Origin of the sequence: Pseudoalteromonas sp. SG43-7, assembly GCF_014164295.1 — a bacterium.
GTDB lineage: Bacteria > Pseudomonadota > Gammaproteobacteria > Enterobacterales > Alteromonadaceae > Pseudoalteromonas > Pseudoalteromonas rhizosphaerae.
Window position 1 is genome coordinate 110,356 of sequence record NZ_JACJEY010000012.1, and the last position, 15,428, is coordinate 125,783.

Consider the following 15,428-nt stretch of genomic DNA (forward strand, 5'->3'; position numbering starts at 1 on the left):
AGTTAATAAGCTTTTATGATTGGAGCCACATTAACGTCGTTCGAACTAATAATTCGAAGAGCGAATGGGCTTAATATAATAGGGCGCTATGGCCTTATTACGCTAAGACCAGAAGCTCTCCACCAAATATTTTAACAGCCAAGCTGTTATTGGTGACAGTCGCTGGGATTCAACCCAGTCGCCCGAAGTAAAACTTCACAAAAAGTGTTACTTCTCGGCGTTAATTCCCCTCACGTATGATCACTGGAGTGTGTGCTCCTCACATACGTTACCTGAATAACGCACCTCTTCTAGCCCATGGTGCAAGTTTTATCGTTTAAAACTCACACCTTTAATAGGGGTAATGCAAAAGATTAAAGCATTTTAGCCGTCTAGGTGTCAAGGCTGGATATTTTTAAGTTTATTTTTAGCTGCAATGTGCTCCTGACATTTTTTTACAACGTAAATAGCGTTACAGTAAGCGTAATAACAAGTAGTGGTAGTGAGTAATGGAAAAATTTCAAGATATATATCAACGAGCGGCACAGCGAAAAGGTAGCGAAGTAATGTTACAGCACTTACTTGTTGCCCCTCAAAATGCAAAGCAATTAACTGCTTTACCTGATGATGCATGGCTTGAAGAGTTTACCCGCAAAATTTTTCAAAGTGGTTTTTATTGGTCAGTGATCAACAATAAATGGCCAGGTTTTCGGGAAGTATTTTGGGATTTTAGTGTGGCTAAATTATTAATGATGCCGCCAGATATGCTTGAGCAAAAAGCCACCGATGAGCGAATCGTTCGTAACTTTAAAAAAGTGCAAACGATCCCAGAAAATGCGTATATGATCCATGAAGTGGCAAGTGAACATGGCAGTTTTAGTCAGTTTATTGCAGATTGGCCGAGCGACGATATTATTGGTTTGTGGGGGTATTTAAAAAAGCATGGGGCGCGTTTAGGTGGTAACACCGGCCCTTATGCATTGCGAACCTTAGGGAAAGACACTTTTTTATTATCGCGTGATGTAGAAAGTTATCTCCGTGCTCATAAAATAATTGATGGCGGTTTACAAACTAAAAAGTCACTTGCCAACGCTCAACATTTTTTTAATGAATTGCAGCAACAAAGCGGATTAAGCCTACAAGAGCTCAGTCTGTTAGTTGCATACAGCGTGGGCGATAATCGCGTTGGTATACAAACAACCCAAGCTTAAGGAATACTATGAAATTAGTTGCTCGTTACACCCAGATTGCTGATGATTTTGCTGTGGCTGATCAGCCAAGTGCTGTTATTGCTCCAAACTTACTGCTGTGGAACGATACGTTAGCTAGGCAGCTTAATATTGAGGTTGTCACATCAGAACGTGCGGTAATTTTTTCTGGTAATCTTAATAACAGCGATGTTGCTGCTGTGGCATTAGGTTACTCAGGGCATCAATTTGGACATTTTTCACCGCGTTTAGGTGATGGGCGAGCACATTTATTAGGGGCTGTCACTGATCAGCAGCAACAGCTTTGGGACATTCAACTCAAAGGTTCTGGTGCTACGCCATTTTCACGTGGAGGTGATGGCCGTTGTGCAATCGGTCCTGCGGTACGTGAATATATAATGAGTGAGGCAATGCATGGGCTTGGCATACCGACGACACGTTGTTTGGCAGTTGTTGCCAGTGGTGAAACAGTTTACCGTCAACCACCACAACAAGGAGCCATTGTTACCCGCGTTGCTAGTAGTCATATACGTGTCGGTTCGTTTCAGTATTTAGCTGCGCAAGGTGACGTTACTGGTTTAAAAGCCTTAGCTGATTTAGCTATTGAGCGTCATTATCCTGAGATAAAGTCTACGGGCTCTGCGCGTTATTTGGCATTTTTAAGTGCGGTAATTGAAAAGCAAGTTAGCCTGATTGTTAGCTGGATGCGCGTTGGTTTTATTCATGGAGTAATGAATACTGATAATACGCTCGTCAGTGGTGAGACCATCGATTATGGCCCTTGTGCAATGATGAATCAGTTTGATTTTGATACTGTATTTAGTTCTATTGATCGCCAAGGTCGCTATGCTTTTGGCAATCAACCTAATATTGCTAATTGGAATTGTGCACGTTTAGCTGAAAGTTTAATTCCTTTAATTAGCGATGACGAAGAGCTGGCTGTTGAGCTATTAAGCCCATTAATAAATGGTTTTGCTGAGCAGTTTCATCAAGCCTTTACACAGATGTGGGCGAAAAAGTTGGGCTTTGATGGTCATCAAGATGGCGATGCTGAATTAGTATCCGAGTTATTAACTTTACTGAAAAGTCATCAGCTTGATTACACCAATACTTTTGACTCCTTAACAGAATCATTGCAAGGTCAGACTGCCATTCCGAGTGACTTGGCTGGTTGGTCTATTAAGTGGTTAGCCAGAACAAATACGCACAGCTATCAGCTGATGCGCCAAGCCAACCCACGCTTGATCCCGCGTAATCATATCGTTGAAAGCATAATACAGCAGTATGAAAGTACTGGTGAAAGCAGCATGTTAGATGAATATTTAACGGCCTTGAGGTCGCCTTACCAATTGTTGGCAAGCCCTGCATTTTGGTACTCCCCGCCTGTTGATGGGGATACTAATTACCAAACATTTTGTGGTACATAATAACGGAGCGCTGATTGTTAGTCGTATTGTTCGTAAATTGAGCGACGATTAATGAATTAATGTGGTTTATACATCCAGATCTTTAGTTAAAAGCTGTTATTTATTAATAATTATAAGAAATAAATATGCTTAACTACTTGTTGATTTAAAATTAACCAATATAATGCACTCATTAGCTTAAGCATTTAAATTATTAAAGCCAAAGATATTAGAAACGTTGTGGCTGAAATTGCAGTGATAGCAACTACAATGCTGACAATCGATAGATGTGCAAGTTAGGTAAAGTTTTTTATCTGAACTATAATGTAGGGCGCTTTATTTTAATAAATAGTTAAATTGCAAAATATGCATTTAAATATTTTCGTTAAGTAATGATTAACTAAAGATACGGTACTCTATGGTTAAACTTATTGAGCTAGGGTCTCTTAGCTACAATTTTAATTGTGAAAATGGGAAGGAAACAATGAAATTAAAATCACTTACTATTGCTTTAGCACTAGCTGCAACTAGCGCTTCAAGTTTCGCTGCTGAAAAAGAAGGTTTCTTTATCGGTGCTTTTGGCGATTATTACGATGCTTCATGGGAAAATGTCCGTGGAAGCGCAGGTACCAACGTTGATGATTCAACTGGTTGGGGTGCAGAAATTGGTTATCGTTTTAACGATTACTGGAGTGCACGTCTAGAATATGCTGATATGGATTTTGACATTTCAAATGCAAATCCTGCCATGAACGCAACAAGCATGGACGGCGACCGTTTAGGTATTGATGGTCTTTATCACATCAACGGCGGCCCTTTCTATGGTATTTTCGGTCTTAAAAAAATCGATATTACAGAAAACCTAACTTTTGCTAATGTGGGTGCTGGTTACCAACATTACTTCACTGATAATTTTGCATTTAATGCTGAAACATCTATTTACCAAGGCCTTGACCGTGGTTACACAGATGTAGGTGCTAAACTTGGTCTTAGCTATTTATTTGGCAAGCAAAGTTCAGCTGCTGAGCCAGTTAAAGCTGCTCCAGCTCCAGCTACAGTAGTACCTGTAGCAGTTGCCCCGGTAGATAGCGATGGTGATAACATCCCTGATGCAGATGACCAATGTGCAAACACACCAATGACAGATGCTGTTGATGGAACAGGTTGTACTTTATATGAAGACCGTGAAGTAACTAAGAGCTTGTTAGTAACATTCCCTAACAACGCCTCAAAAGTTGCTGGTAAATATGACAGCGGTATTGACCAAGTTGCTAGCTTCTTAAAAGAGCATACAGACACAACAGTATTACTTGAAGGTCATTCTTCAGCTGTTGGTAAAGCTGAGTATAACAAGTGGTTATCGAAAAAGCGTGCTGATGCAGTTGCTGCTAAGCTAATTGCTGATGGCATTGCTGAAGATCGTATTACTACTGTTGGTCTAGGCGAAGAGCGTCTTAAAAATACAGACAACACACCTGCTGCACACGCGGAAAACCGTCGTGTAGAAGCACACCTTAAGTCAATTGAGCGCGTGAAAGTTAAGCGTTAATAGCATTTGATTTATTAAAAACCCAGCAAGATGCTGGGTTTTTTTATGCCTAAAAAATAGCAATGATTCGCAGTTAATTAACATTCATGTGAATGGTTTTTTCCTAATTGGTTATTCACAGTATTTATAATGAGTATAGAATTTTGCTTGATTGCACGGATTTTCATCTATATTTAAAAGCTTTATAATTAATCGTCAGAATACTATAAGTATTGAGTAATTTTTCGCGAGAATGTGTATTACTGAATACTTTCACGTCACCAAGAGGGCAATATTGTGCTAGAAGATTATCGTAAACACGTAGAAGAACGTGCCGCGTTAGGTATCGTACCAGCGCCATTGGATGCTCAGCAAACGGCTGATCTTATCGAGCTAGTTAAAACACCACCTGCAGGTGAAGAAGAGTTTATTTTAGACTTATTAGTAAATCGCGTGCCGCCAGGTGTGGATGACGCAGCTTACATCAAAGCTGGCTTTTTAGCCGCAGTTGCTAAAGGTGAGGCAACTTCACCACTAATTTCAAAAGAAAAAGCAGCTGAACTATTAGGCACAATGCTTGGCGGTTACAACATCGCCCCCATGATTGAGCTACTTGACGAAGAAGCGCTTGCGCCAATCGTTGTTAAAGGTCTTGCAAATACGTTATTAATGTTTGATGCATTTTATGACGTTGAAGAAAAAGCAAAAGCGGGTAATGAATACGCTAAGCAAATTATTGAATCTTGGGCTGCTGCAGAATGGTTTACCAATAAACCTGCGGTTGCTGAAAAAATCTCAGTTACGGTATTCAAAGTAACAGGCGAAACAAATACTGATGATTTATCACCAGCGCCAGACGCCTGGTCACGTCCTGATATTCCATTGCATGCTTTAGCAATGCTAAAAATTGAACGTGACGGTATTACACCTGATAAAGCTGGTGAAGTTGGTCCAATTACACAACTTGAAGAACTAAAAACGAAAGGCTTACCACTTGCCTACGTAGGTGATGTTGTTGGTACTGGCTCTTCTCGTAAGTCAGCAACTAACTCTGTACTTTGGTTTATGGGCGATGATATCCCGTTTGTACCAAACAAGCGTGTTGGCGGTGTATGTTTAGGTAATAAAATTGCGCCAATCTTCTTCAACACAATGGAAGATTCAGGCGCATTACCAATCGAATTAAATGTTGATGAACTTAACATGGGTGAGCAAATCGATATCTTCCCTTACGAAGGTGTTGTTAAGCGTCACGGTACTGATGAAATTATTTCTACTTTTGAACTTAAATCTGAGGTAATTTTAGATGAAGTTCGTGCTGGTGGTCGTATCCCACTAATCATTGGTCGTGGTTTAACTGACAAAGCGCGTACATCTCTTGGCTTGGGTGCAACAGATGTATTTAAAGTACCAACAGCAACAGAAGTTTCTGATAAAGGCTTCACACTAGCGCAAAAAATGGTTGGTAAAGCATGTAACGTTGCTGGTATTCGCCCAGGTCAATACTGTGAGCCTAAAATGACAACTGTTGGTTCGCAAGATACAACCGGTCCTATGACGCGTGATGAACTTAAAGATTTAGCCTGTTTAGGTTTCTCTGCAGATTTAACAATGCAGTCTTTCTGTCATACATCAGCTTACCCTAAACCTATTGATGTAAATACTCACCATACGCTTCCTGATTTCATCATGAACCGTGGCGGTGTTTCACTTCGCCCAGGTGACGGTATTATCCACTCATGGTTAAACCGCATGTTATTACCAGACACCGTCGGTACTGGTGGTGATTCACATACACGTTTCCCATTAGGTATTTCATTCCCAGCTGGCTCGGGTGCAGTAGCATTCGCAGCAGCAACTGGTGTAATGCCACTTGATATGCCTGAATCAATTTTAGTCCGTTTTAAAGGCGAAATGCAGCCTGGTATCACATTACGTGACCTAGTACATGCAATCCCTTACTACGGTATTAAGCAAGGCTTATTAACCGTTGAGAAAAAAGGAAAAATTAACGAATTCTCTGGTCGTGTACTAGAAATTGAAGGCGTTGAGCACCTAACTGTTGAGCAAGCATTTGAATTATCTGATGCATCTGCAGAGCGTTCGGCGGCAGGTTGTACTGTTAAGTTATCTAAAGAATCTATTTCTGAATACCTAGAATCAAACATTGTGATGCTGAAGTGGATGATCTCTGAAGGTTACGGTGATGTACGTACGATTGAACGTCGTATTACAGCAATGCAAGAGTGGTTAGCTAACCCAGAACTTATGGAAGCTGATAAAGACGCTGAGTACGCTCATATAGTTGATATCGATTTAGCCAAAATTAAAGAGCCAGTTCTTTGTGCACCAAATGATCCAGATGATGCGCGTCTTCTTTCTGATGTTGCAGGCGAGAAAATTGATGAAGTATTCATCGGCTCTTGTATGACTAACATTGGTCACTTCCGTGCTGCTGGTAAGTTGCTTGATGGCTTTAAAGGTCAATTACCGACTCAGCTTTGGGTTGCTCCACCAACTAAGATGGATAAAGACCAACTTACAGAAGAAGGTTATTACGGTATTTTTGGTCGTGTTGGCGCACGTATCGAAACTCCAGGTTGTTCACTATGTATGGGTAACCAAGCACGTGTTGCAGATCAAGCAACAGTTGTGTCTACCTCTACACGTAATTTCCCGAACCGTTTAGGTAATGGCGCAAACGTATTTTTAGCTTCATCTGAACTTGCTGCAATCGCTGCAATTTTAGGTAGGTTACCAACATCTGCTGAGTATCAAGAATATGCTGCGAAGATCAATGCAACAGCATCAGATACATACCGTTACTTGAACTTCCATCGCATGCCTGCTTACACTAAAAAAGCAGACAACGTGATTATTCAACAAGCTGTTTAAAAGTCTACTTGTTGCAAAAAAACCCACAATATGTGGGTTTTTGTTAAGCCTTTGTTCATTTTCACTTGACGAAAAGTTTTCTTAGTCTAGAATCTTACCAATAAAAAATTAACATATGTTATTAGTTGCCATGGAAAAGGCGATAACTTCCTTCATGCTATTAAAATAATCAATCAGCAATGAAAGGCACCATCGTAAACTCCTTAGCTAATTTCAATTTCATTTACCACATCAAATTACGCAGCATCAATATCTTTAGTGTACGAAAGAATAATTAGCCTATGAGAATCAGGGGATTGGGAGATTTAATAACTTGAGAATGATGATTCGAGCTTGAGGCTTCTGAGGTGTAATTCTTAAAGTATAAATATAAAAAGTTATAAGAACCGAAAACAAAATTTTAAAGCCACATTAAGCTAAGGCTTTTTTAAATTATTAAAGGGAAATGATTTAAACACAGCTCCCTCAATAGCATCCATTTAAAAGGGGAATAAAATGGGTTTTTTTGAAATAAAGCTACGCATAGGCTTACTAGCCAGTGCACTATTTTTAACTGGCTGTGGAGGCGGAGGTGATGATAGCGGTAGTACAACGCCAAAACCTGTTGACCCAGTTAACCAAGGCCCAATAGTTACACTAACGGCTGCAGATGAACAAATAGAACAAGAAACATTCACTCTTAAAGCGACAGCAAATGATACTGATGGTGAAATTTCGTCATATAGTTGGAGCCACGATGCGAGCTTTGACTTTATCAGTGATGGTCTTTCCAGTGCTGAAGTGAGCTTTACTTCCCCCGATATCAGTGAAGACATTACGGTTAATTTTACTGTAACGGTTACTGATAATGATGGTGCTTCAGCATCATCCTCTCAAGCGGTGCTCATCAAGCGTAAAGTATCCAATGTAACCATAACAGGGCTTGTTACTGATGAGCCAATTGCAAATGCTGAACTTGAAATTGTTGTTGGTGGTGAATCGTTCCAGGTTCAAGCAAATGATAGTGGTCGTTATACAGCGGTTTTAAATATCGATGAGTCATCAACTAAAAAGTTGGTAAGAGTAAAAGCGAAAGGACTAGATGCCTTAAACCCAGGTGTTGAGTTTGTATCGCAGCTAAGTTCAGTTGAAAAGCTTTTAGCACAAGCGGGCGAGGATAATACGCTTGATAGTAATGATAATTTTGGTGTCAATATCACTAATGTTACCACTGCTGAATTTGCACTTTTAACACGTGATGGTACAGAGCCTGCGAGTGAAGAAGAGCTTAATAGCGCACTGTTAAATGTTGATGCGGATGAGAAGATTCAGCTAGCAACACTTATTAAGATTGTTGTTGATAATCCAGATTATCAATTACCTGAAGGTATTAATAGCACGCTGGAGCTTGTTGCGAATGAACAAGTCGCGAAGCAGTTTGAAGAAGAAGTGATAGAGAAAGATCCTGAAATCATCGAAAAAACCAAAAAAGAAATTAAAGAAGATGATGCTCTCGTAACCGGCGCAACAGGTACGCTCGAGGGTAATTATATTATTAACTCACCTCGTTATCATACCAATACAGCATTCCACCTTAGCTTAAGGGCTGATGGAAGCGGGCAGTTTAGCTCTAATACCAGTAGTGCGATCTCTTGGGCTGAAAATGCAGGCGTTTATACATTAGACTTTGCTGAAAAAGTTACGATTTATCAAAATTCAGATGCAGAAAGTTCAGAGTCTGTAGTTTTAACTGGATTCAGCTTTACTGTATTGGCTGAAAACGATGTGTTTAGAACCATCGAAGTGACGCGTTCAACAGAGCGAACGGTTGTTAATAGCAACAGCGGTTCAGTTACAATGACGACTGAAGATGATGAAACATATACGACGAATCTAATATATAAAAATAAAACCATTTCATTATTAGCTGAACAGCTGGTAGGTGAGTGGGCACTTCATGTACAAGATAATGATTTTTATACTAGCTACGATCCCAACCTACCTGAAACCCTGCAATTTTATGCTGACGGTACAGGCGTTGTTGATAGTAGCGAAGCGTTTACTTGGCAGCTAAACAGCCATAGCTTAATTGTTAACTATGATGACGGCGGCGAAACAGGGCAGCTAGAGCTTTGGTTTACAAAAGCATTAAGTGGCGGCTATCAATTAGTTGGTCTTGATACGAGCTTTGATAAGCCGAGTGACACCCTAACGGGGCTATTAATCAAAAAACAAGCGGTATCGACTACGAATGATGATTTAATTGGTCGTTGGCATGGCTTTATCGGCACATCTCAATCGTATGATTTAAATATTTTTAGCGATGGCACAATGATGATCGGCCTAGGCATCACTGATTGGCAGGGGCATTTAAATGATGGTCAGTTTACACGTAAGCGTTTTATTTATAACAATGAAATTGTTACGTCATGTGAAGGCTTTGGTGCAAGTTGCTACCTTGAAAGTGAAATGATTCATGAGTTCATCAGTATTGTTGGTAACCTGTATTACATTAAGCGCACTCTAAATTACTATTTACCAAATGGTGAGATTAGGTCTCAAAGCGGTGCAATATTAGTTTATGAATACAGCAAAGACTTAACCTACAGCGCATTCACCGAAGAGCTATTAGAGAATTACACAGAGTTTTATTCAGCAGATGGCCAAACAGATAGAATTTATACTGAATATGACGAAAACGGTAACGTAATATACGTTGTTGAATTAGAGGGGCAGACTTACACCGGCGCAACCTTTAATGACGGTGTATTAAGTTATGACCGAAATGGTGAAACGTGGCATCTTGAGCTTGTTTCATCAGATACCGGCAGCATTGTAGTTTGCCATTATCAAGATGGTGGCACGTGTAATGCTGCGTCACAAATTACTTACTTACCAAAGCGCCCTAAAGTTACCCTTAGCGCTAACTCAAGTGGCAATGGTGAAATTTCACCCGCATCACAAGCGTCATTTTTGTATCAAAAAGTTGGGTTTGAAATCATTCCTGACGACGGTTTCGTTTTAGACGTAATTGAAGGCTGCGATGGCTATATTGAAGGTAATCACTACATTGCATTTGCAAGTAACACTGATTGTGAAATTACAGCAACCTTTAAAGAGCAACAGCAAACAGTTGGTAGCTTCATTATTGGTAATCAAGATCTGTATTATGCAAGTGCTTATACTGTAGATCTTAATGAAGATAATACCGGCTATTTAACCTACAACGGTAAAGTTGATATTACTTGGCAAGAGGATAAGCAAGGTGTGATTGAAATCACCCCACAGCAAGCGTTTATTCTTAATGAATATCAAAATATAGAATACCCAGAGGGTTTTCCACTTGAAGTTAATTTTAAAGATATTGCTACAAGCCTGAGATTAAAACCATTACCAGAGAAAGGAATTAACTGGTATGAGTTAGATCGAGTAATCGAACAATATAAAGATGATGTGTTAGTTGATGAATACACAACTTCTTATGAAGTGAGTAAAACATCACTCGATCAACGTTTAGCTATTACAACCGATGATATCGCAGGACAATGGTCAGTTGACTTGGTCGGGGAAAAGACTGTTAATAAAGTAAATTTTAATCTTGATGGGTCTGGTGTATCTCATAATATAAGTGACTTATCCGAAGAGAATTTCACTTGGCAAATAGTTGATAACTCTATAGCGCTTTTCTTTCCTGAAGATAACGGAACTGAATCATTTTATATCACTAAAGGTTTAAATGTTGGTTACCAGCTTGTTACTCAAGGTATTTTTGACGGTGAGCATTATACAGATTCAGGCATCATGGTGCGTCGTAATGAACAACCAATTAGTGCAGATAACTTTGCTGGTCGTCACCAGTTTAGAGATGGTCATGACCTAGACACCCATTGGGGGGAAATACAAGTTTATGATGATGGAGAGGTTTTCTTTACTTTTGACACAAGCTCTTTTCAAGGAGGGTTTGAAGGTGGACATTTAAAACGTGATCGATATTCTGAATACGTTGATGGCATCTATCAGAGAGTTGATTGGTGCGATGTTTCTTTAGATACATGCACACTTGAGGGGGAGTTTATATATACCCTAGTCGCTGTTGATGGTCAGCGTTATTTTATAGAGCGGACGCTTGGCGGTGCCGTAAATGGTGGAGACACTACAGCACATTTATATATACATGATTACACACCTTCAACAGATGTCGCTCAGTTTGAAGAACATAACTTAGTTTTTAGCCTTTATCAAAATGATAGTAATGGTATTGCTCGCTGGGCTGTTACCTATGGTTACTATGATGAAGTGCTAAATAAGCAACACTATATTTTTCAGATTGACGACACTGAACCTGTATATGTTGAGCTAGTTGATGGAAAGTTAGAGTTAACCCTCGACGGTCAAGATACTGTTATTGAATTAGTCGATAACAATCGCCGTAATGTTACTTTCTGTAAGTACTTAAAAGGTAATAGCTGCTTAGAGCAAGATAAAGTTTACTTATCGTTTGATTTACCTATGCATACAATCACAGTTAATGGTGATGGTAATGGCTCATTAGCTGTAGGAGATGATAGTAATGTTGCTCATGGCTCAAATTGGTCGACATCTATTGAGCCAAGTTCAGGTTATGAGCTTGATAGTATTTCAGGTTGTGACGGCTATGAAGATGGCAGTGATTATAGAATCCCTTATGTGAAAGAAAGTTGTCAAATTGATGTAACGTTTAAAGAGCTTATTCCGTTATCTACCCAAGCGAATATTACAGATCCTGCGCTTGCAATGTGTGTTGATAATTCAGGTGAAACAAGCTTAGAGAGTGTGATTGAATTAAATTGCCTGTGGAACAACTATGGTGAGATTACGTCTTTAGCCGGTCTAGAGGCCTTGCCTAATTTACAGATTCTTGAACTCTCAGACTTAAACTTGGGTCCCCATCTTGATTTATCTGCTTTTGAGCAATTAACAGAGTTTTCTAATGGTTATAACTATGGTTCTGAGCAGCAAACAAAAATAGAATCTATTCAATTTTACGACTCTAGTCTAATTACTCGCCTAGAGTTGAGTGGACAAAATCTTTCAGATATTGACTTATCTGCATATACCTCACTGCAGTATTTAACTTTGCATGATATGCCATTGACTCAGATTGATTTATCTAATCAAACACAATTAGTGCATTTAGACTTACAAGGCATAGAGTTAAATCAGCTAGACCTAATCTTTAACACTCAGTTAGAGTACTTAGCAATTAATAGTGGTAGCTTAACTGAACTCAATATTGGGCATTTAACAGAGCTAAGAAATGCGTTTTTATGGGGGCAAACGGGGGTAACAGAGCTTGATGTCACCAATTTAACGAAATTAACTCGCCTTGATATTGGTAAAATGGGGGTTTCAGTGCTTAACCTAACAAATCTCGTTAATTTAGAAAGCCTTAGCATTTCTTATACCTCAATAAATAATCTAGATTTTTCAGCTTTACAAAGCTTGACTTCATTAAGTATCGAAGGTATTGAGCAATCACTTGTGCCATGGTCACAGGTCTATCACATATCAAGTTTAACGATAGGTGGAGCTAATTATACAAGTTTTGATTTTTCGTCTTTTACTAATTTATCAAGACTAGGAATATATCAATCAGGTATTAGTGACTTATCGTCAATTGCTAATCCTGAGCTAATTTTATCACTGGATTTGTTTGGTAATTATCAGCTTGAACAGCTAAATATAAGTGAGATGACGTCTTTATACTGGCTGCAGGTGAATAACTCTCCAATTACGACTCTAGATTTTAGTAATAATAGCAATTTAACAGACGTCTATTCTAGACAGAATGCATTAGAGACTATTAGTGGAATAGAAGCTATTGCTGATAAATCAGCAAGGTTGGACTTTGATTATAATCCGCTAAGCAGTGGTACTGTTAGTTATTTAGATGATTTACGTGATAACCAAGGTTATTACAATATTTCGTATTCAGTAAACTACAGTGTTACTGTGAACGTTACTGGCAACGGTAGTGTTAGTGAATCTAACTTTCTATAATCAGATGGTGAAAGCCGCGGGATAAATTTATACCACTGATAGTGGTTATGAAGTTGTAAGCGTAACAGGCTGTGATGGTACTTGGGACTCAACTGACTATTATGAGGTAGGTCCAATCACAGAGTCGTGCGAAGTAAATGTTGAGTTTGTAGAAACAACACCTTAAGTTTATTGAATACTTTTTGTAGTTGATAAAACGACCACGCCACGTGGTCGTTTTTATTTTTAAATTAAAAATTCAATAAAACCCTCATTTGGATCTTAATTTTATACTTTTAAACTCCTTTTATTAAATAAAGACGCAAAAAATCCTCTCTACTTGCATTAAAATCCCCTTCAATATTTATGAGTTAGTCTCTTATTTTTTAGGTGATATTTTATGACAGCATTAAACAACCAGAACCTATTACAACTTCGTTTTGTAAACCAAGCTCATATCGAGGCAGTCAAGCCATCATTTGCTAATCTACCTGCTAATCCGTACGCCGATGGTGCGTTTCGTAAACGCCGCTATTCAGTAATTAAAGTGCAAAATGATGAACTTGTTTTACAAGCCACAAAAGCATTTGTGCAAGATGATTCAATCAATACTTTCCAAGGTAATGTTGAGCGCACTTACGAAAATTTAGAGCCGAGTTTATTGGCAAGCGAAGGGATGAAAAGTATCGTCAATGAGTTTCGTGCCATTACCGGTATTAGCGAAGAGCGTGATATTGAAATTCATCAATTTCGTATGCTTGCTATTGAAAGTGATACGCCGCCTGCGCCAGAAGGTATTCACCAAGACGGCTTTGATCATGTATGTATTTGTGGTGTATCACATGAAAATCTAGAAGGTGGTGAATTACTTGTTTATGAAAACAAACAAGCTGAGCCGTGTTTTAAAATGGAAATTAAAGACGGTATGTTTGCATTAATCAACGACCGTGAAGTATGGCACAACGCCACGCCGATGAATAAGATTGATGACACAAAAGCGGGTTATCTTGACTGCTTCGTACTGACAGCTTAAGGAATAGCAATGAACTTAACACAATTACGCCGCCAATTTCCGGCCCTAATGCAGCAAGTAGCTGGTAAGTCACCAATATTTTTAGATGGCCCGGGTGGCTCACAAGTACCACAGCCTGTTTTGAGTGCAATGTCGGCTTATTTAGGTTATTACAACTCGAATTTAGGCGGTGCATTTTTTTCGAGTGAAAAAACCGTTGAGTTAATGGCTGATGCGCGCCAAGCGGCTGCTGATTTACTTAATTCCCCATCGCGCGATCAAATTGTATTCGGTGCGAATATGACTAGCCTTACTTTTAGCTTTAGCCGTGCGATTTCTCGTGATTGGCAAGCGGGTGATGAGATTATCGTGACCAATGCAGATCACTTCTCAAATGTATCCTCTTGGCAGCAGGCTGCAGAAGATAAAGGCGCAAAGGTTAATACTGTATTGATTAACGAAGCTGATTGCAGCTTAGATTTAGCGCATTTTACAAGCTTACTGAGTACTAAAACCAAATTAGTAGCCGTTACTTATGCATCAAACACTACTGGCTCTATAAACGACATTAAACGTATTGTTGAAATGGCTCATAGGGTAGGTGCTTTGGTGTATGTGGATGCTGTGCATTATGCGCCACATGAGCTGATTGATGTTCAAGCACTTGATTGTGATTTTTTGGCCTGCTCTGCGTATAAGTTTTTCGGCCCACATTTAGGTATGGTGTACGCTAAGCGTGAGCACCTTGAAGAGTTTAGACCATACAAAGTCGAGCCTGCCAAAGATGTTATTCCTGGGCGCTGGGAAACCGGCACGCAAAGCTTTGAAGCACTCGCAGGTTTAATTGCTGCGGTTGACTACATTGCAGATATTAGTGAGCTTGATGGTAGCTATTCACGCCGCGATAAATTAGCTTCTGCTTTTGCAAAAACTAAACAGCATGAAATGGCGTTAAGTGAGTACTTTCTTACTCGACTAGTTAACTATCCTAAGATCAAACTATTTGGTATTGATGATTTAGATCGTTTAGCTGAACGTACCCCAACTTTTGCTTTAACCTTTGCAGGGCTTGAGCCACGTCAGGTGTCTGAGTTTTTAGGTAAGCAACATATATGTGTGTGGGATGGTAACTTCTACGCTCAGGGCTTATGCAAGCAATTGGGTGTATTGGATACTGGCGGCGTTGTACGCATTGGTTGCATGCACTACAACACCATCGAAGAGCTAGATAAGTTATTTGATTTGTTTGATGAACTGATTTAAAGCTATAAGTTATAATTAGAGCTATAAGGCATAAGCTGTAAGTTTTAAGCGACCAGAGCGCTTGGTAAGCCTTGACATAAAATCTGAATTGAGTAGATTTTGGCTTACCGCTTACCGCTTACCGCTTACCGCTTACCGCT

Annotated in this window: 7 protein-coding genes and 1 riboswitch; all 7 genes read left to right on the forward strand. The window is 39.4% G+C overall.

Annotated features, from left to right (window positions below):
• Positions 1-104: 104 nt before the first annotated feature.
• Positions 105-298, reverse strand: a riboswitch (Lysine riboswitch).
• Between the two features lie 190 nt (positions 299-488).
• Complete coding sequence (locus H5200_RS07830; protein WP_182761267.1) at positions 489-1,190, forward strand: DNA-3-methyladenine glycosylase I; 702 nt, start codon at positions 489-491, stop codon at positions 1,188-1,190.
• Between the two features lie 8 nt (positions 1,191-1,198).
• Positions 1,199-2,614, forward strand: a complete 1,416-nt coding sequence (locus H5200_RS07835; RefSeq protein ID WP_182761268.1) for a YdiU family protein — start codon at positions 1,199-1,201, stop codon at positions 2,612-2,614.
• Between the two features lie 463 nt (positions 2,615-3,077).
• Entirely contained in the window at positions 3,078-4,142 is a 1,065-nt protein-coding gene (locus H5200_RS07840; protein WP_182740387.1) for an OmpA family protein, read from the forward strand.
• Between the two features lie 276 nt (positions 4,143-4,418).
• Positions 4,419-7,016: a bifunctional aconitate hydratase 2/2-methylisocitrate dehydratase gene (gene acnB, locus H5200_RS07845; protein WP_182761269.1), complete on the forward strand. Its 2,598-nt coding sequence runs from the start codon at positions 4,419-4,421 to the stop codon at positions 7,014-7,016.
• A gap of 495 nt (positions 7,017-7,511) precedes the next feature.
• Positions 7,512-13,034 (forward strand): leucine-rich repeat domain-containing protein, encoded by a 5,523-nt coding sequence (locus H5200_RS07850; protein ID WP_182761270.1) that lies wholly within the window; start codon positions 7,512-7,514, stop codon positions 13,032-13,034.
• A 379-nt stretch (positions 13,035-13,413) separates the two neighbouring features.
• Complete coding sequence (locus tag H5200_RS07855) at positions 13,414-14,046, forward strand: 2OG-Fe dioxygenase family protein (protein ID WP_145238003.1); 633 nt, start codon at positions 13,414-13,416, stop codon at positions 14,044-14,046.
• Positions 14,047-14,055: 9 nt separating this feature from the next.
• On the forward strand, positions 14,056-15,288 hold the full coding sequence (locus H5200_RS07860) for a cysteine desulfurase-like protein (protein WP_182761271.1): 1,233 nt from the start codon (positions 14,056-14,058) through the stop codon (positions 15,286-15,288).
• Positions 15,289-15,428 lie beyond the last annotated feature (140 nt).